Here is a 17752-nt window from a genome sequence, read left to right on the forward strand (position 1 = left end):
GACAGGTGATTCAGGCATGAGCTTCCGGCCGGTGGGGCGATCCGGTGGCGTGCTATGTGACGGGAGACCGGGAGTTCGCGCTTAAGCGTCAGGGCGGAGATATACGTACGGGCCGTCTGAAAGCGCTCCGGCTCGGCCTCGTGTGTCAATCGGCGTCCAAAATTTCACGCCTTGTTGGAGTAAACCCTTCAGGTTGGACCACGCGAGCCTTCCAAACTAAGCCGTCTGCTGGGCGAGTTGGGTGCAAATTGCTCTGGCATTCGATAGCGAAGGCTGAGTGTAGCTGTTCACAAGAGATTCTACGCACTGCCATCATGCGCATGGGATTACGAATTTGACTTCCGCTTGGGCGTCAATGATGCCTGCTTTCAGAAAACGGCAAGACTGATCTCTACGGCAGGCATGGGCACTAAGCAGTCGCCCCTTCACGGAAGTCCGAACGTCGCTTTGCGTTAAACGTCCCCTTCCCTTCTGCATCTTATGTGACTTTGAACTGAGGTGGGTTCAGGTTTGAACTGCAACTTGCGAGAGATAACAATGGCTTATCGCTTGCAAGGAAGAGCCCGTGAAACACACTTCCCAAATCGATATGGAAAAAAGACGCAAGACATCCTGATTGGGCATCTGGGTGTAGCGGTAACCAACACGATCAATCCTCGGTAGAAATCGCAGCGTATCGATTATTTCTTCGCGGAGAGTCCCAAACGTTGGCCACCAATCGTCTCCCCTACGAGCGGAATGCGTAACCGCTTCTAATGGTGGACTGCGGCGCCTTGAACGCCGCATGATTGGGGGTTTTGATGACTAGGAATGTGTCCGTCAGGGCAATTTCGCGAGGGGCCCGAGCCAGGCTTCATGCTGCGCTTCTGGCAAGCACAGCGGTGCTCGTGTTCAATCCGCCAACACCGGCTACAGCGCAAGCGGCTGCACCGGCTCAGTCCGCCGAGCGATCAATTTCGGTTCCGGCGGGGTCTCTTACACCGGCCTTGAACAGCCTCGCCGCCCAGACCGGCCTTCAAATTCTCTATGATGCGGCTGTGGCTGAAGGTAAGACGACTGCAGGCGCGAGCGGCAACCTGACGCCCCAGCGGGCTCTGAACGCCGTTCTTGCGGGCACGGGCGTGGGTGCGCGTTTTGCCGGCAGCAATCAAGTGACGCTCAGCATCAACACATCTTCGGCAGGGGGAACTGGCGTAGACGCCAGCGGGGCACTCGTGCTCGCCCCGATTACGATCTATGGCGCGCGCGACGCGACGACGCTGAACGATACGACCGCGAGCGTCGGCATCGTGGATGCGAAGGCGATTGAAGACGGCCAGATCAGACAAACTCAGGATGCCTATCGACGTCTTGCAAACGTGCTGGACAGCGCGACGGTCAACTCCGGCTTCGTCATCCGCGGCATGAGCTCCGAAGGCTTCGTTCCGGGCGGCGCGCCGGTCGGCTCCCTCTATGTGGATGGCATTCTCCAGACCCGCTACAATGCCCGTTTCGGTGCGAGAAACCTTTGGGACGTCGAACAGGTCGAGGTCTATCGCGGACCGCAATCGACGCTCTCCGGCCGCGCCGCCATGTCCGGTGCCGTCTACATCAAGTCGAAGGATCCGACCTTCGACAAGGAAGTCGAACTGTCGGGCACCGTCGGCAGCAACCATCTGGTCGGCACCGCCTTCGTCGTGAACACGCCGCTCGTCGAGGACCAGGTCGCGCTGCGCATTTCCGGCGCGTTCGAGCGTTCCCGTTCCGACGTTTCCTATACGAATCTCGAGGATTACGCCGGCTATGACGACCTGACCACGGACCTCAGCGGGACCATTCGCGCAAAGCTGCTCCTCACGCCGTCAGAGATGCCGGACACCCGCGCCCTTCTGACCTATGCCTATTCAAAGGATCGTCCGAACGACCGACTGGTCGGCCTCGACAGCGGGCGCGGTGATTTCAACTTCATCACATATACGGAATATCGTTGGACCGAGGTTCACAATCTCGGCCTTGAAATCACGCATGATTTCTCCGACACGCTCCGCTTCACCTCGCAAACCGGCTTTCAGTACGGCATAAACACACGACGCTCCGTCGATGCGGACACGCCCGGCATCGACAATGGAATCTGGGGCACGGATGACGATTCGATATTCACCCAGGAGATGCGCCTGAACTACGAGGGCGACCGCTGGAAGTGGGTTGCAGGCGTTTTCGGCAGCCATCAGGTCTTTGACGGATGGTCGCGTTTCGTGGTGGCGCCTTACCAGCTGGACGACCAGCAGACCCGCAAGACGTCGAACCTGGCTGTATTCGGTGAAGCGACCTATGAATTCGCGGACAGCTGGTTTGCGACCCTGGGCGGAAGACTGGATTACCTGGAAGAGACGAACACCGAGCAGAACTCATTTATCATGTTCCCCGGTACGCCTGTCTTCTCCGGAGACCCGGCATCTTTCGACGAATTGAACTTCGTGCCGAAGATCGGCCTGTCAAAGGAATTCGGCGACAATCAAACGGTTGGTTTCACCTATACGCAAGGCTTCCGGTCGGGTGGCTCCTATGTCAATCGCAGCGATCCGACGTTCCCACTCGTAACGTACGATCCGGAATACTCCCAGAGCTACGAGTTGTCCTATAAGGGAACCCTGCTGGACGATCGCCTCAGGCTCAACGCCAATCTCTTCTACACGAAGTATGAAGACCAGCAGATCGAAATCCGCCCCCCATCTCCCATTCCGGGCTATCGAATAACGGAAAATGCCGCGTCCTCGCGCGCATGGGGTTTCGAAATCGAGCCAACCTATCAGGTCACCGATCAGTTCTCGGCATTCGCTTCGATTGGATATCTGAACACCAGGTTCCTCGAATTCGATCACGGCGGCTTGGGCGACCAGTCTGGAAAAGCCTTTCCGGAAGCGCCGGAATGGAGTTTCGGCTTCGGCGGTCGATATGAGTTCGAGAACGGCATCTATGTCGGCGCCGATGCCAAATACACCAGCGACTACAATTCACGTTTCGGCACGGGAGGCATGTACGACATCGACTCTCGCTTCATCGTGAATGCGCAAGCCGGCTTCAAGAAGGACAATTGGGAGATCACCGCCTTCGTGGAAAATCTCACCGATGAGAAATACTTCACGATCGTCGATCCCGATTACACCCCGGCCTTCGGCCAGGCTGGCCCCCGGCGGTCCTTCGGACTGAACCTTCGTACGAAGTTCTGACAAACCGGGATTGTGGGGCGAAAGCCCCGCAATCCTCTTTCTGCGTGCATCTGAAATGGTATCCGTCTTGCGCTTCTGGCTCGCCCTTCTCTTCCTCCTCTTTCCCCTCTCGATCGCGTACGCCGCTTGTCAGGGGAAGGAGATAGCGGAGGGTGTCTATAATCCGCCGTTCTGCGCACCAGTGGAGGCGAAGAGGATCGTCACGCTCGATCCGCTGTTGACGCTCGGCCTCCTGATCGAGCTCAAGGCGCCCGTCGCCGCCACGCCCTACATGGCCATCCAGGACGCCGTGGTGCTTGATTTCGTCAAGCGGTCGAAGATGGTCGACCTGGGCAATCCGAGGGAACCGAGCCTCGAGCGGATCGCGGCACTGAAGCCCGACCTCATCATCGGCAGCGCGGAGGCGCATTCCTCCATCTACGATACGGCATCGAAGATCGCGCCGACCGTCCTGACCAACCATATGGACTGGAAGAAGTATCTCAAGCTTCTCTCCGAGATCACCGGCCGCGAGGGTGCGGCCAATGAGGCGCTCGCCGCCTACGAGAAGCGCGTCGCCTCGATCCGCGACCGCGTGAAGAAGACGGACGTGACCGTCTCGACCGTCCGCTTCGCGCCTGGCCGCTTCGTCGTCTTCGTCGATGGTCCTGCCGCCTATGCGCCCTTTTCAGTTTTGCACGAGGCCGGCGTCAAGCGCACGGCCTACGAGACGGTGACCGACGGCACGATCGTCAAGCGGCCGGACTGGGAGGAACTTGCCAATCTCGATGGCGACATTCTCCTCTACGTCTCCGCCAGCGGCTTCGAGAGCGGACCGGACGATGCGCTCGAGAAGGAAGTCACTGGAAACCCTCTCTGGCAGCTCTTGCCCGCCGTGCGGAACGGCCGCGCCTACCGCGTCGACCGGGGACCCTGGCAGAGCTTCCACGGCATTGGCTCCGCCAATCGGGTTCTCGACGACATCGAGCGCTATATCCTGGCGGATCGATGAGCCGCAGCAAGGGCATGCCGGCTGCGCGGCCTTCGGGCAGTTTAAGCATGACCGGCAGGAGCAGGCTTCTCGCCCTGCTCCTTGTTTTATGTCTGCTTGTCGCGATATCGATGTGGGCTGTCACCCTCGGGACGGTGCGCATCCCGCTCCGGTCGGTAGGGAATGCGATCTTCGGTTTCGATGGCTCGCGCGAGCACCTGCTGGTGATGACGATCCGGCTCCCGCGCGTGCTTGCAGCCCTGCTCGCAGGCAGCGCACTCGCGGTATCCGGCGCAATCATGCAGGCAGTAACGAACAATCCGCTCGCCTCGCCGGGCTTGCTCGGCATCAATGCGGGCGCAGCCTTCACCGTCGTGTTGGTCATGACCCTCTTCGGGACGGGAACCAGCGACATCTATCTGTGGTACGCATTTTTCGGAGCCGGCTGCGCCGCGATCGTGGTCTACGGGCTCGGTTCTTTCGGCTTGGCTGGTCAATCGACCGTCGGGCTTGTTCTCGCCGGCGCGATCGTCGCGACATTCCTGACGGCCCTGACGAGCGCCGTTCTCATCTTCGACCAGAGCACATTGGATACTGTTCGGTTCTGGACGGCGGGGTCCGTAGCGGGCCGAACCATGGCACAGGCCGCTGCGGTCGCGCCCTACATCCTGATAGGGCTTGCGGCCGCCCTTCTCCTCGGCCGGCACTTGGTCACCTTGAGCCTCGGCGCCGATGCAGCGCGGTCGCTCGGACAGAACCCTCTGGCCTGGCGCGCGATTGCCGTCGTCCTCATCATCCTGCTCGCCGGCAGCGCCGTCGCCCTCGCCGGCCCGATCGGCTTCGTCGGGCTTGTCGTTCCCCATATCGCGCGCCTGACGATCGGCGTTGATTATCGCTGGATCATCCCGTTCAGCGCGCTCGGCGGCGCTCTGCTGGTGGTAGGCGCAGATACCGTCGGACGCATGCTCTTCACCAGCCAGAATTTCCCGGTGGGCGTGATAATCGCTTTGATCGGCGCACCGTTCTTTCTCTGGTTGGCCCGAAACAAGGCGGGAGGTGCGACATGACGCGGTTGCTCACCGTCCTGATTTTTCTCCTCATCGGCTTGATCTTGGCCAGCCTGGCATTCGGGGACATACCCCTGTCCTGGCGCGAGCTCTTCGAAACGATCACAGGATCGCCGGAGGCAAACTTACAGAACGTGATGATCGTCTTCGATCTGCGCCTCCCGCGGGTGCTGCTCGCTCTTCTCGTCGGCGCTGCGCTCGCGACGGCCGGCACGATCGCGCTGGCAGTCATGCGCAATCCACTTGCGGAGCCGGGCGTGCTGGGTATCAACAGCGGCGCGGCAGCCGCGGTGATGGTTGTCATCGTACTACTTCAGGATCCGCCCGCCGCCCTGCTGCCGGCAGCCGGATTCCTCGGCGCGGTCGCTATGACGGCGGCCGTATACCTTTTGTCATGGCGCGGCGGCACGTCGTCGCTGCGCATCATCCTCATCGGCATTGGCCTCAGTTCGCTTGCCGGTGCGGCCACGACTTTGCTTTCGACCTTCGGGGAGATCGGCGATGTCCAGCGGGCGATGATCTGGCTGGCCGGAAGTGTCTACGACGCCAATATCCTTAAAGTGAGACTGCTGTTCTTCTGGTTGATCATACCTATGGCGCTGGCATGGATGTCGTCGCGCGAACTCGACCTCATTCGCTTCGGCGACAATTCCGCGCGGAGCCTCGGCCAGCGGGTCGATCTGGTTCGCGGTGTCATGATCCTGCTGTGCACGCTCATTTCCGGTGCGGCCGTCGCGGCCGCAGGGCTGGTCGGCTTCGTCGGCCTCGTCGCGCCGCATATCGCCAGCCGGCTGGTCGGCCCGTCGCATGCCAGGATATTTCCGGTCGCCGCGCTGACCGGTGCAAGCCTTGTGGCATCGGCCGATCTCGTCGGGCGCGTGATCATCGCGCCGGCTCAGTTGCCAGCCGGAATCGTCACGGGCCTGATCGGAGCTCCCTTCTTCGCATATCTTCTATGGGGTCGCCGTCATGCCCGTGAATGACAAGAACACACCGGCGAAGCTGACGGGGCAGTGCGTATCCATTGCCTATGGTCAACACCGGATCGTCGAGGATCTCGACCTCATCGTGCCCGAGCGTCGCTTCACAGCGCTGATCGGGCCGAACGGCAGCGGCAAATCCACCGTCCTGCGCACCTTCGCCGGCCTCATGGCGAAAGCCGACGGGACCATCCTGCTCGATGGCCACAGCATCGATACGCTCTCCACCAAGGAGATGGCTAAACGTGTCGGCGTCCTTCTTCAGGGACCGGTGGCGCCTGAGGGGCTGACGGTGCGCGACCTCGTGCAGCAGGGCCGCTATCCGCACCGATCGTTGTTCGGGCGCTGGTCGGAGCAGGATCAGGACGCCTGCGAAGAGGCTCTGATGTTGACCGGCATGACGACGCTCGCAGATACGGCGCTCGACAGTCTTTCTGGAGGGCAGCGCCAGCGCGCATGGATCGCAATGACACTGGCCCAGCAGGGAGAGGTTCTCCTGCTCGACGAGCCGACAACCTATCTCGATCTCGCGCACCAGATCGAGTTGATGAACCTGATAACGGTTCTGGTGCACAAGCACGGCAAGACCGTCGTCGCAGTTCTGCACGATATCAACCAGGCGGCCCGCTACGCCGAGCACGTCGTCATACTGAAGGGCGGGAAGATCACAGCCGCCGGACCGCCCGACGAGGTGATATCAGCCGAGGCGATTGCGGATGTGTTCGGCGTCAAGTCGGTCATTATCCGCGATCCGGTCGCTGGAACACCGCTGTGCGTCCCTCTGTAGGGTGCGAAGAATCCTGACAGCTATCGTTTTGCTGTTACAAAAATGCAACATGACCCGCTTTTTTAAGGCGCAAGCCGAGATCGGAATTTCGCCCTTCTGCAGGGAATCGGGTAACAAAATCAGGCATAAAGATGACTTTTACAGTCTTGTTTTAGCGTCGCCCGGGTAGCCACCTTCGAACCATTCTAACCTATTGCACTTGCAGGCATTTTACAGATTCGATAGCCATTTCAAACGTTGCTGCCAAGGGAATGTGCAGGCTCTCAGCGCCTGGAAGTACCGGATAATTGCGTGTTCATCATTGGATCAGGAATAGAGTGCCAATGTCGAGTTCCCCCTCCCCGCTCGCTTGGGACAATCTTGAAAGCAATGATCTTCTGAACCGGGCGATGGAGGCGCATTATGCCGACATCATGGCCGCGGTCAGACGCAAGGGGCATCCACGTTCCACCGTCATGGACGTCGTTCACGATCTCTACGTCAAGCTTGCAGCCCAGCCCGACATCCTGCGCAACAAGCGGTCGATCAAAGCTTTCCTCTGCCGTTCTGCCATCAATCTCGGAATAGACAGGTTACGGCGAGAGAGCATGGAAGCGCGCCTCTTTTCCGGCACCGAACGAGAGGCTTTGTCGGTCGCCAGTGTTGGGACGGCGCCAGACCGTCAGCTCGAGATCGAAGCCCGGGTCGCCATTCTTCGCGATGCAATTGCCGAGCTGCCGACCCGCCGCCGCGTCGTCTTCATCCTGCACCGGCTGCACCATCTTTCCCCTGACGAGATCGCGGCAAAACTCAACATTTCCCGGAATATGGTCGATCGCCACCTTCGTCGGGCGTTCGCCCACTGCCTCGACTGCCTTCTTTAGATCGAGTACGAGTCCCTAATTGGCGATGCCAACCGTCTACTAGGCAGGACTGGATGCTGCTGGAGAAGCCAATGCCGGGCAATAGAGCGACCCGAGCTCAGCGAAAATGCAACGCAGAGGCAGCGGACTGGATTTTGCGCAACGCCGACCTCAAGCAATCCGTCGAAGACAAAGATCGCTTCAGGCAATGGTTGGACCAGGACCCGGAAAATCGTCGCGCTTACAGTGCCGCAGAACGCCTGCTGGGCGACGCGCGCAAGGCGATTGAATCCGACCCGGCTCTGCTCAACATCAACGTCAAACCCCGCAGTACAGCCAAGCCGCTCGCGGTATCGCTACTCTTGCTCGCCTGCGCCGCCACGGCCTTCCTGATGCTCGACGGGCCGATGCTCCTGCAGGCGGATGCGATTGCGGGAACCGACGAAATGCCTAGCCTTACGCTCGAGGACGGCTCGACCGTACAGCTCAACGCCTCCTCCGCGATCGCCGTCAATTTCGACGGGAAGCAGCGAAATATCCGGCTCCTGCGCGGGCAGGCTTTCTTTCAGGTTGCACATGCACCGGAGCGGCCTTTCACCGTCCAGGCCGGCACTACCCGTGTCACGGCATTGGGAACGGCCTTTGACGTACGTTTGGGCGAAGCCGATACGGAGGTGACCGTCACAGAAAACTCAGTCCTGGTGGAGTCGAACGACGCCACCAGGTCTTCCGTGCGCGTCACGCAAGGCGAACAAGCCACTTATGACCGCAACAGCGGCAAGACAGCAATCCAGCCTGTCGACCGCCTCGTGGCTCTGGCCTGGCAACGCGGGCAGATCGCCGTGGAAAACGCCCCGCTGTCCTATGTCGTGGAAGAGATGAACCGCCACTTTTCCGGGCGGATCGTCGTCGCCGGCACCGCGCTCGCACAACGCCGCGTGAGTGGCACGATAGCGATCGCCGATATCGACGCTGCGCTCGCGTTCATCAAACAGGCACTCACTGTGAAAGCGACCCGGATTGGCCCTCTGATCATCATTCGCTAGTGGGTCGCCTCGGAGGGCAAGGACTAGGAATTGTGATGGGTTTCCTCGTGCATCTTATACGACGTTCGGCGAACGGAGCATGAACATCCGAAAGGTGCTGTGCGGGTTTCGACCTCATTTCAGATCGCCAGTGCCGTCAACGTGTCGGCGAGCTCAGCCTATCGAGACGTTCAGGGGCTGGTGCATGCTGGCTTTCTCGACCCCGTAACCGGAGCCGGCTATGCCCTGGGCCGGCTTTCATTGCCTTCGACCAGATCATTCGAAGCAGCGATCCGCTGATAGCGGTCGCCACGCCGGTGATGCGGCACCTGCTGGAAAGTACAACCCACAAAGCGAGCGTCGTGCTATGCTGGCGCTTCCGCGACCAGGTCATGTGTCTGCATCAGGAACAGGGGGACGCACCCCATCCCGTGTCGAGTTATGGCCAGGGTGTCGCAATGCCATTCTTTCGCGGTGCATCATCGAAGGCCATCCTGGCCCACCTCGACGACAGATCACTCAAGAGGATCTACCTCGAAAACGAAATGCTCATCCGCGAGGGTGAAGGGCCGCAAAACTGGAAGCAATTCAAAGCCGCCCTGCGCGGCATCCAGCGCGATGGGTTTGCTATCACAGTGGCCGAAGTTGCGGAGGGACGCGTCGGTATCGCCGCTCCAATCCTGATGAACAAACGGGTTGTGGCTGGCGTCAGCATGGTGTTCGAAAGCGGCCAGGTCGATGCCGTGGGGCAGGCCGGTTTCCCCCAGCAGGTCGTTGCGGCAGCCGAGAGAATTTCCCTGGCCCTGTCTGAAGATCCAGGCACGATTTCTCGCGGTTAGCTGCCATTCGCCGCGCGCAAGGTGGAAATCACTTTGTGTCAAAAGTGGACGGCTCCCTAATCTACAGAGGGAGCTGCGTAGCCGCAAAACAGCTAATCGGGAGTTGTCATGTTATCGAGCGTTGAGCCCGTCGGACGGCACCGGTGCAGTAAGCAGCGTATCGCCAAAGCCCTCCAACGGCAGCGTTGTGGTCTTGATGCCATGATCGGCGAAGAACTTGGACAGGAGCATGCCGACAGCATCGACACCAACCTTGTCATAGGATCCGGAATAGGTGTTCACCGAAGTCGCGAGCAAGGACATCATGCTTTCCTGCTGCGACGAAATCCATTCGAAAATGGCGGCTTCACGACGCTTCATCTGCCCTGTCCCCGATCAGCCTGCTGACTGTTGGAAATGAATTTGCGAAACCGCTCCGATTTCGAATTGCCAAACACCAAGTCTGTAGGGCCGTCCTCTTCAATGACGCCCTCGTGTAGAAAGATCACGCGGTTCGCGACATCCCGGGCGAATGCTATCTCGTGCGTGACCAGAAGCATGGTACGCCCCTCGTTTGCGAGCGACCGCATTACCGCCAGCACCTCGCCAACCCTTTCCGGATCGAGAGCGGAGGTCGGCTCATCGAACAGCATCACCTGAGGATGCATCGCCAAAGCTCTTGCGATCGCGGCGCGCTGCTGCTGCCCACCCGAAAGGTGGGACGGATAGGCATTACGCTTGTCGGCGATTCCGACTTTCTCCAGCAGGGCGATCGCTTCCGCGACGCATTCCGCCTTTGGGCGGCGCTGAACATGGACCGGCGCCTCGATGAGGTTTTCAAGAATGGTCATGTGGGACCATAGATTGAAGCTTTGAAAGACCATTGCCGCCCGCGAGCGGATGCCGTCGATCTGACGCTGATCGCCAATCGCAAGGCCGGTACCGTGCTTCTTTAGCTTTACAGTCTCCCCGCCGACCGCCACGTCGCCGGCGGTCGGGATTTCCAGCATGTTGATACAGCGCAGCATGGTGCTTTTGCCGGAGCCGGATGCGCCGAGGATCGCGATGACATCACCCTTGTGCGCATCAAAGGAAATACCTTTGAGGACCTCGAGCGTCCCGAAGCTTTTGTGCAGGTTTCGGAGGGAAATCACAGGCTGCATGTTAGCACCTTCAGTCATTGGCATGCTCCGGATTGCCGGTTGTGGGCACGCCTCTCAGATGCGGCGTCAGCCACCAGTCCAGCATCGATACGACACGCGTCAGCAAAAAATTGATGATGAGGTAGATCGTCCCGGCAGCGATGAAGACCTCCACAGGCCGATAGGTCTCGGAGATCAGCCGCGCGGCGATGCCGGTGATTTCCATCATGGTGATGATCGAGACGAGCGACGTCGCCTTCACCATCAGGATCAGTTCATTGCCATATGCAGGTAACGCCTGACGCAACGCCAATGGCATGATGATCCGGCGGTAGAGAAGAAAGCCCGACATACCGCAGGCTTTTGCAGCTTCGATTTCACGCTTCGACACCGACTGCAACGCACCGCGCAGCACTTCGCTGCCATAGGCGGCGCCATTCAGGGACAGGGCCAAGATCCCGCACCAGTAGGCTTCCCGGAAAAACTGCCACAGGCCCAGGCTTTGCAATGTGGGACGAAACTGGCCCAGGCCGTAGTAGATCAGGAATATCTGCACCAGGAGCGGCGTGCCGCGAATGACGAAGACATAGGAGCCGGCGAGCATACGAACCAGGCGAAGGCGAGATACCTGCATCAAGGCGATCAGCATGGCCAGCATCAGCCCGAGCAGAAAAGCGAAGGCCGTCAGCTCGAGTGTGAGCGGAACGCCGGAGAGCAACTGAAGAAAGCTGTCTCGGATGAAAAGCGTATCCATCAGACGAGTCCTCCGGATATGCCGCGTCCCGCCCGTCGTTCAAGCCAGGAGAAGATGCGTTGCGACAACCATGTGATTGCCAGGAAAATAGCACCCGCAATGAGATAGAACTCAAACGGCTTGCGGGTCGATCCCGCTGCGATCTGGGCCTGGCGAAGAAGTTCGACCAGACCTGTTACTGAAATCAGCGCCGATTCCTTCAGCGCCATCTGCCATATGTTGCCTATACCCGGCAGCGCATGACGAAAGACCTGCGGTGCGATGATACGGCGAAACAAGAGCAACTGGCCCATGCCGGCAGCTTTCCCCGCTTCGATTTCGCCTTTCGCCAGCACGCGGAAGGCTCCGCGAAACACTTCCGCCTGATAAGCGCCGGAAACGACACCGATGGCGGTTGCCCCGGCCACGAAAGGCGGGACGCCAACAAAGCCTTCCTGCCCCCAGAGATTAAACAGCCCTGTGACGGCCATGCTGCCACCGAAATAAAACAGATAAATCACAAGAAGATCGGGTATGCCGCGCAAAATTGTCGTGTACGCATCGGCAGACAGGCGAACCGGTAGACTGCCTGCAAGCTTTCCCCAGGCAACCACGGCACCGATGATGCCACCAATCAAGAAGCCGCAGACTGCGACAGCGACGGTCATGAAGGCGGCGGCAAGCAATGCGAAGCCCCATCCGTCAGGTCCGAAACTCAACAGTTGCAGTAGCTCCATCATCTTTGCCCTGTCCTCTTATAACCGGTTGGCTGGTGGCCTAGACGTTAAACTGGAAGCCGTCGACCGTCAGCGTCTGACCGGTCATGAAGCACGGTTCTGATGTGGCGAGAAACGTCACAAGGCGTGCCACGTCATCGGCACAACCGAGCCGGCCGAGGGCGATCCCCTTGATCACCTCTTCGGCACGATCTGTCACGTTCGTGTCGATTTCGGTGCGGATCACACCGGGGCATATCGCATTGATCGAAATCACCGGACCCAGCTCCTTGGCGAGTGCGCGGGTCATACCCAGAATGCCTGCCTTTGCAGCCGCATAGGCAAAGCGGCTGACGGCGGCCGTTACTCCACCTGATAGCGCGTTCAGCGACGACATTGAGACGATACGCCCGTTGCCCTGACGAAGCATATGGGGAGCGGTATGCTGGATATAGTTGAAGCAGCTCTTCAGGTTGACGGCGATCGCCCGATCGAAATCGTCCTCGGAAATCTCCAGAATACCAACCGGCGCCGAACGCCCTGCGTTGTTCAGCAGAAAGTCGATGCGACCGAACGACTGGATCGTTTCGGCCACGATCTCACCCGCGCGCCGATGGCTTGAGACGTCGGCAATGAATGTCAGCGCCTGCTGGCCGAGCGTACCAATTTCCTCGGCGGTGTCGGCGAGTTCCTTTTCGAGCAGATCAACCAGAACCAGGGAATAACCGGCCCGTGCCAAATCCATCGCACATGCCTTGCCGATCCCTCGCGCCGCACCGGTGACGATTGCGACCTTCTGTTGTGCACTCATATTCAAACTGCTCCTTTTCAATAATCCAGGAACATGGTATGGCTCCATTTGTATTCTTCAATGCGAATTTGGTTCATATATATGAACAATAATAACGACTCTGAAGTGAAATCGGCAGTCCGCGTTCTCGAAATGCTCGAACTGCTCGCCCGCGCACAGAAACCACTCACCCTGAAAATGATCGTTGCCGAGCTGGGATATCCGAAAAGCAGTACGTTCAATCTGCTCGCCACCTTGGTTTCACGTGCCTACCTCACGCGCGATGAATCCGAAGCCTATCGCATACATGAAGCCTTCCGGAACGGTCCGGGCTGGGCAAGCGGCCGCGACGCGCAACTGATTGCGACCGCCCAGCCGATCATGGATGCGTTGCGTGACGCCGAAGGTGAAACTGTTTTCCTGGGCGCCCGCCGGAGGGACGGCCGCATCAAGCTCCTGGCCAAGAGCGTCAGCCACCAGCTGGTGCGCTTCGATTCGGACCTGACGGGGTCGGATGCGTCTTTCTGTACGGCAATGGGGCGGGTGCTGCTGGGATACTGGCGGCCGGAGAAGACGGCGGCATACCTCGCACGTGAACGCATCGTCCAGCTAACCGATCACACTGTGATCGATCGGGTGCAGATCCGCCGGATCATCGAGGCTGCGCGCGAGAATGGTTACGCGATCAGTGACGAAGAGGCCGTCGCCGGTGGCTCAGGTGTTGCAGCACCAGTGCGCGACGCCACAGGTGAAGTCATCGCGGCACTCAACATCGCAACGGTCACCGCTCGCTTTGCCGCCAATCGGGAAAGAATGATCGCTGCCGTGATCCGTAATGCTGACGAGCTCAGTTACAGGCTCGGCTACAAGACCCCAACCACGGAAAATCAGTAATATGGACATTCAATTCGAAGGAAAGCGGGTCCTTGTCACGGGCGCGGCCCGCGGCATCGGACGCGACATCTGCGAGGCATTTGCCGCAAATGGCGCAGCGGTTTTGGCAACAGACGTCAACGTGACGGAACTCGAGCCCTTGAGGCAAAGCGCTCTGGCGTCGCGAGGCGGATCGATCTCCACAGCCAGGCTTGATGTGACCGACGAGGCGGACATCGCAAAGCTGATCGAGGAGCAGAGCGCGGGCTACGACATCTTCGTCCATGTCGCGGGCGGCGTTCTCGGGCAGACACGCAAGCCGGTCGAAACGGTTCCGGCGGCGGACTGGGACAGCATCTACAGCGTCAATGTACGAGGCGCATTCCTTATCGCGCGTGCCGTTGTACCGGCGATGAAAGCGCGCGGCGAGGGAAAGATGGTGTTCATTTCGAGCGGGGCCGGACTGGGCGTCAGCCTGACAGGCATTCAGGCCTACGCCAGCGCCAAGGCAGCATTGATCAGCCTTGCTCGCCAATTGGCCCATGAGCTCGGCCCATTCGGTATCAATGTCAACGCCGTGGCCCCAGGCTTCCTGCGGACAAGCCCCGATTACGAGCGGCAGTGGGCGTCCTATGGCGATGTCGGCCAGCAAGCGATGCTCGAACAGATACCGCTTCGTCGTATCGGCCAGCCGGAAGACATATCGAACGCCGTACTCTTTTTGGCATCGCCGTTTGCCAGCTGGATCACAGGCCAAACCCTGTCCGTAAGCGGAGGGCCTGTGTCGTGAACCCCGATAGTGCAGCGCTTCCGACCTGGACGTGGCCCGAAGAACGTTTACAGGGGCTCATGAACCGCGCCCGCGCCGGACGCAGCCTCAGGCCCGCTTCATGGCCAGGCGGCGCCAAATGCGCCGTTGCCCTGTCATTTGATTCCGATCACGACACCTTCGAACTGCGCGACGGCGGCAAATCCATATCAGCCCTTTCACAAGGCCATTTCGGCCCGCGGCAGGGTATTCCCCGTATTCGCCGGTTGCTCGAAAACAATGGAATTCCAGCGACCTTCTTCGTCCCTGCCATTTCCGCGTTGCATTACCCCGACGAACAGGGTGCGCTCGTTGCCGAAGGGCACGAAATCGGCTTGCATGGCTGGATTCACGAACGCAACACGCTGCTCGACGAAACGACTGAACGTGATCTGCAATACCGTGCGGCCGACACGCTGGAACAGATCACCGGCATTCGTCCCGTCGGAATCCGCACACCCTCCTGGGACTTCAGTGAAAACACGCTGAAGATCACAGCCGAAATGGGACTGCTTTACGATTCTTCCTTGATGGCGGATGTGGATTGCTACGAGCTTCTGCTTCATGGCGAGCCAACAGGCGTCATCGAATTGCCTGTGGAGTGGATTCGTGATGATGCAGCCTACCTGGTCATGGACCGCTGGGGCGGTCTTCGTCCGCAGATCGCACCACACGACATTCTCCAGATCTTCATCAAAGAGTTTGACGCAGCATACGAAGAGGGCGGAATTTTCCAGCTGACCATGCACCCCGATATTATCGGGCATCGAAGCCGCATCTGGATTCTCAAGGAGCTGATCGCGCATATTCGAGACAGAAGGGACGTGTGGTTCGGCACACATGCGGACGTCGTACGCCATGCGAAATCGGCCTGCATGTAATTTTCCTTCAGGCCCTATTCCACTCATTGACGAATCCCGCAGCCGAAGCCTGGCCCGTAATCACGCGCTTGGATTCGGCTGCCAATCGCGGATACGTTCGTGCTTATTCTGAACAGAATTCACATGTGTGAACGTGATTTCCCTTTTCAGAGCTGAGGAGCGGGCTCAAACTCCAATCAGTCAGGCTCATCGCCCGGGGAATACCGAGCCAAGAAAGCCTGCGCATCCAAAACGGCCAAGAACAACGAGGGAACCATGTTCGGAAAATCGGCTTTCGCAGCAGCCACCGCGCTCTGTGCATTTTCAATGATGATGGGCGGGACCGCGCTCGCCAAAGACTGGAAGAAGGTCACGGTTGGCGTTGAAGGCGCGTTTCCGCCCTTCAATTCGACCAGCGCCACCGGTGAGCTTCAGGGCCTCGATCTTGACGTCATCAAGGAAGTCTGCAAGCGCGCAACTCTCGAATGCAACATCGTGGCGCAGGATTGGGACAGCCAGATTCCGTCACTCCTTTCCGGCAAGTTCGATGTGGTTCTGACCATGGGTCCGAACGAAGAGCGGCGAAAGGTCATCGATTTTTCAGATCCCTATGTCGTCACGCCCAATACCTTCCTGGTTGCCGCCGACGGTCCGCTGGCAAAGCTTCCTCATACAGGTGAGAATCTTTCCACCGATACCGAGAAGGGTCAGAAGGCCGTCGCCGAAATCAAGGAAGTCTTGAAGGGAATGACACTCGGCGCATCGCTTTCCACGAGCCAGTTGAAGTTCGTCGAGCAGAACTTTGGCGATGTCGTGGAGATCAAGACCTACAAGTCTTCCGAACAGGTGCAACTTGACATCGAGGGCGGTCGTCTTGACGGCCAGTTCGACAATGTCGTGTTCGCCCAGGATCGTGCCGCGGCCAGCAACGGTACCCTGACGACAAGCGGTCCCCTGCTCGTTGGTGGCATACAGGCGACCAACGTCTGCCTGGGCATCCGCAAGGCAGAGCCGGAGTTGCAGGCTATCCTCAACAAGGCCCTGACCGATATGTCCGCTGATGGCACACTTTCTGAACTGTCGAAGAAGTGGTTCAAAGTCGATCTCGCCCCTGCCAAAGGGTAAACTACCGAGCCCGTCCTTGAATGAAATTAACGACCCCGCTCTCGTAGCGGGGTTTTGCTTAGAAGGAGTTTAATCGCAATTCCATTTGCGACTGCCCCCAATTTTACCCAAGACCGAACTTTCGAGAAGTCAATTTCCGCGAGCCCGAAGTCGTTCCCCGCTGCATCTTATGCGGACTTTCCGCGCACGAAACACAAACATTGCAGATGCACCTTAATCTTCGATTCGACACCTAAGTCAGCTTGGGGGCCGGAAGCTGACTGCCAGCTTTTCGGCTGAAGATGAGAAAGACTGTCGTCCCCGCACCTCGCGACTAGGCCGTGAACTCATAAATGGCGGGTGGTCGCGGTGTTCGAGTGGCAACGGTCCTTTTGCTGGAGACCAAATTTCGGCTCAGAATGAACTGGTTCGCAGCCGACCCTCGTAATCACGTTTACCGAGCGGCACGCCTCGCGAGCGCAGGATGTTGTATGCGGTGACGGCGTGGAAATGGAAGTTTGGCAGAGAGAAAGAGAGAATGAAGGTCTCCGACGTGAAAGCAAGCCGTCGCGGACCGATCTGGAGGTCCAGGTGCTTGCCCGCGCAGTCGTTAATCTCTTCGGGGACGAACGCCTCCAGCGCCGTTTCTGCCTTGCCGATCATCGCCTGTAGGTCAGTGAAAGGAATAGGTCCGACCAAGGCGGGAGGGGTAAACGCGCCGGTCTTGAGCGCCTCGACCCCCCACACGGAATGATGCCATGCCGCTTCGATCTGAAAATGAAATGGTGCCATGTCATCGAAGAGGCGGGTGTTCACGAAATTATCGGGATCGACACCGGTGTTTAAAAAGTGGGTGGCCGCACGGTCGAGAAAGCCTCCGACGGATCTTACGGTTTGCAGGAAGGTCGGCACGCTGAGGTCGTAGAGTGATGTCCGCATTGCCTTCCCTCTCGAGCAATTTGAACCATAGCATCTGGCGTGATGGCCACAAAGGCAAGACAAGCGCGGTCATAAGCTGGCGGTCTTGC

General features: G+C 59.1%; 18 protein-coding genes. 12 read left to right on the top strand and 6 right to left on the bottom strand.

The genetic code is table 11. The features are described 5' to 3' along the window. Positions 1-986 precede the first annotated feature (986 nt). The 8 genes from G6N74_RS21425 (at position 987) to G6N74_RS21460 (ending at position 9719) form a co-directional block, all read left to right on the top strand. Positions 987-3209 carry a TonB-dependent receptor gene (locus G6N74_RS21425; protein ID WP_246245850.1) on the top strand — a complete coding sequence of 741 codons (2223 nt, stop codon included), beginning with the start codon at positions 987-989 and terminating at the stop codon, positions 3207-3209. Positions 3210-3390: 181 nt separating this feature from the next. Further along, on the top strand, positions 3391-4200 hold the full coding sequence (locus tag G6N74_RS21430; RefSeq protein WP_312857903.1) for an iron-siderophore ABC transporter substrate-binding protein: 810 nt from the start codon (positions 3391-3393) through the stop codon (positions 4198-4200). Continuing rightward, entirely contained in the window at positions 4197-5246 is a 1050-nt protein-coding gene (locus G6N74_RS21435) for a FecCD family ABC transporter permease (RefSeq protein ID WP_165120046.1), read from the top strand. Before G6N74_RS21430 ends, G6N74_RS21435 begins: the two co-directional genes overlap by 4 nt. Continuing rightward, positions 5243-6229, top strand: a complete 987-nt coding sequence (locus G6N74_RS21440; protein WP_165120047.1) for a FecCD family ABC transporter permease — start codon at positions 5243-5245, stop codon at positions 6227-6229. Before G6N74_RS21435 ends, G6N74_RS21440 begins: the two co-directional genes overlap by 4 nt. Further along, the gene (locus tag G6N74_RS21445) at positions 6216-7013 is read left to right on the top strand and encodes an ABC transporter ATP-binding protein (RefSeq protein WP_165120048.1); all 798 of its coding nucleotides are present in this window, start codon (positions 6216-6218) and stop codon (positions 7011-7013) included. The genes G6N74_RS21440 and G6N74_RS21445 overlap by 14 nt, the downstream gene beginning before the upstream one ends. Positions 7014-7336: 323 nt before the next feature. Beyond that, the gene (locus G6N74_RS21450) at positions 7337-7876 is read left to right on the top strand and encodes an RNA polymerase sigma factor (RefSeq protein WP_165120049.1); all 540 of its coding nucleotides are present in this window, start codon (positions 7337-7339) and stop codon (positions 7874-7876) included. Positions 7877-7929: 53 nt separating this feature from the next. Beyond that, entirely contained in the window at positions 7930-8901 is a 972-nt protein-coding gene (locus tag G6N74_RS21455) for a FecR family protein (RefSeq protein WP_246245851.1), read from the top strand. A 278-nt stretch (positions 8902-9179) separates the two neighbouring features. Continuing rightward, positions 9180-9719, top strand: coding sequence for an IclR family transcriptional regulator domain-containing protein (locus G6N74_RS21460; protein ID WP_446685593.1), 540 nt, complete (start codon positions 9180-9182; stop codon positions 9717-9719). 111 nt (positions 9720-9830) lie between these two features. On the opposite strand, the gene G6N74_RS21465 is transcribed toward G6N74_RS21460, so the two are convergent. The 5 genes from G6N74_RS21465 to G6N74_RS21485 are packed head-to-tail and all read right to left on the bottom strand — an operon-like array spanning position 9831 to position 13148. After that, positions 9831-10079, bottom strand: coding sequence for a M20 family metallopeptidase (locus tag G6N74_RS21465; protein WP_165120051.1), 249 nt, complete (start codon positions 10077-10079; stop codon positions 9831-9833). Beyond that, positions 10076-10861, bottom strand: a complete 786-nt coding sequence (locus G6N74_RS21470) for an ABC transporter ATP-binding protein (protein ID WP_246245852.1) — start codon at positions 10859-10861, stop codon at positions 10076-10078. Before G6N74_RS21470 ends, G6N74_RS21465 begins: the two co-directional genes overlap by 4 nt. Before the next feature lie 10 nt (positions 10862-10871). After that, on the bottom strand, positions 10872-11594 hold the full coding sequence (locus G6N74_RS21475) for an ABC transporter permease (RefSeq protein WP_165120052.1): 723 nt from the start codon (positions 11592-11594) through the stop codon (positions 10872-10874). Next, positions 11594-12310 carry an ABC transporter permease gene (locus G6N74_RS21480; protein ID WP_165120122.1) on the bottom strand — a complete coding sequence of 239 codons (717 nt, stop codon included), beginning with the start codon at positions 12308-12310 and terminating at the stop codon, positions 11594-11596. The genes G6N74_RS21475 and G6N74_RS21480 overlap by 1 nt, the downstream gene beginning before the upstream one ends. 40 nt (positions 12311-12350) lie before the next feature. Beyond that, a complete protein-coding gene (locus G6N74_RS21485; protein WP_246245853.1) occupies positions 12351-13148 on the bottom strand; it encodes an SDR family NAD(P)-dependent oxidoreductase in 798 nt (265 codons plus the stop codon). A gap of 33 nt (positions 13149-13181) precedes the next feature. Between G6N74_RS21485 and G6N74_RS21490 the strand changes: the two genes are divergently transcribed. The 4 genes from G6N74_RS21490 to G6N74_RS21505 all read left to right on the top strand — a co-directional run bounded on the left by G6N74_RS21490 (position 13182) and on the right by G6N74_RS21505 (position 16745). Further along, the gene (locus G6N74_RS21490; RefSeq protein WP_165120053.1) at positions 13182-13973 is read left to right on the top strand and encodes an IclR family transcriptional regulator; all 792 of its coding nucleotides are present in this window, start codon (positions 13182-13184) and stop codon (positions 13971-13973) included. Position 13974: 1 nt separating this feature from the next. After that, positions 13975-14742, top strand: a complete 768-nt coding sequence (locus tag G6N74_RS21495; protein ID WP_165120054.1) for an SDR family NAD(P)-dependent oxidoreductase — start codon at positions 13975-13977, stop codon at positions 14740-14742. A 59-nt stretch (positions 14743-14801) separates the two neighbouring features. Then, the gene (locus tag G6N74_RS21500; RefSeq protein WP_165120124.1) at positions 14802-15641 is read left to right on the top strand and encodes a polysaccharide deacetylase family protein; all 840 of its coding nucleotides are present in this window, start codon (positions 14802-14804) and stop codon (positions 15639-15641) included. Between the two features lie 255 nt (positions 15642-15896). Then, positions 15897-16745 carry a transporter substrate-binding domain-containing protein gene (locus G6N74_RS21505; protein WP_165120055.1) on the top strand — a complete coding sequence of 283 codons (849 nt, stop codon included), beginning with the start codon at positions 15897-15899 and terminating at the stop codon, positions 16743-16745. Between the two features lie 393 nt (positions 16746-17138). Here G6N74_RS21505 and G6N74_RS21510 read toward each other — a convergent pair whose 3' ends face one another. Then, positions 17139-17663, bottom strand: coding sequence for a DUF1993 domain-containing protein (locus G6N74_RS21510; RefSeq protein WP_165120056.1), 525 nt, complete (start codon positions 17661-17663; stop codon positions 17139-17141). Between the last annotated feature and the right edge of the window lie 89 nt (positions 17664-17752).

The organism is Mesorhizobium zhangyense, from assembly GCF_011045115.1.
Classification (GTDB): Bacteria; Pseudomonadota; Alphaproteobacteria; order Rhizobiales; family Rhizobiaceae; genus Mesorhizobium_M; species Mesorhizobium_M zhangyense.

Excerpts from the sequence above, each read along its gene's own strand:
- G6N74_RS21510 (WP_165120056.1), bottom strand. The coding sequence starts at position 17,663 with ATGCGGACATCACTCTACGACCTCAGCGTGCCGACCTTCCTGCAAACC.
- G6N74_RS21445 (WP_165120048.1), top strand. The coding sequence starts at position 6,216 with ATGCCCGTGAATGACAAGAACACACCGGCGAAGCTGACGGGGCAGTGC.
- G6N74_RS21465 (WP_165120051.1), bottom strand. The coding sequence starts at position 10,079 with ATGAAGCGTCGTGAAGCCGCCATTTTCGAATGGATTTCGTCGCAGCAG.
- G6N74_RS21480 (WP_165120122.1), bottom strand. The coding sequence starts at position 12,310 with ATGGAGCTACTGCAACTGTTGAGTTTCGGACCTGACGGATGGGGCTTC.
- G6N74_RS21485 (WP_246245853.1), bottom strand. The coding sequence starts at position 13,148 with ATGGAGCCATACCATGTTCCTGGATTATTGAAAAGGAGCAGTTTGAAT.
- G6N74_RS21455 (WP_246245851.1), top strand. The coding sequence starts at position 7,930 with ATGCTGCTGGAGAAGCCAATGCCGGGCAATAGAGCGACCCGAGCTCAG.
- G6N74_RS21450 (WP_165120049.1), top strand. The coding sequence starts at position 7,337 with ATGTCGAGTTCCCCCTCCCCGCTCGCTTGGGACAATCTTGAAAGCAAT.
- G6N74_RS21435 (WP_165120046.1), top strand. The coding sequence starts at position 4,197 with ATGAGCCGCAGCAAGGGCATGCCGGCTGCGCGGCCTTCGGGCAGTTTA.
- G6N74_RS21490 (WP_165120053.1), top strand. The coding sequence starts at position 13,182 with ATGAACAATAATAACGACTCTGAAGTGAAATCGGCAGTCCGCGTTCTC.
- G6N74_RS21495 (WP_165120054.1), top strand. The coding sequence starts at position 13,975 with ATGGACATTCAATTCGAAGGAAAGCGGGTCCTTGTCACGGGCGCGGCC.
- G6N74_RS21475 (WP_165120052.1), bottom strand. The coding sequence starts at position 11,594 with ATGGATACGCTTTTCATCCGAGACAGCTTTCTTCAGTTGCTCTCCGGC.
- G6N74_RS21440 (WP_165120047.1), top strand. The coding sequence starts at position 5,243 with ATGACGCGGTTGCTCACCGTCCTGATTTTTCTCCTCATCGGCTTGATC.
- G6N74_RS21505 (WP_165120055.1), top strand. The coding sequence starts at position 15,897 with ATGTTCGGAAAATCGGCTTTCGCAGCAGCCACCGCGCTCTGTGCATTT.
- G6N74_RS21500 (WP_165120124.1), top strand. The coding sequence starts at position 14,802 with ATGAACCGCGCCCGCGCCGGACGCAGCCTCAGGCCCGCTTCATGGCCA.
- G6N74_RS21470 (WP_246245852.1), bottom strand. The coding sequence starts at position 10,861 with ATGCAGCCTGTGATTTCCCTCCGAAACCTGCACAAAAGCTTCGGGACG.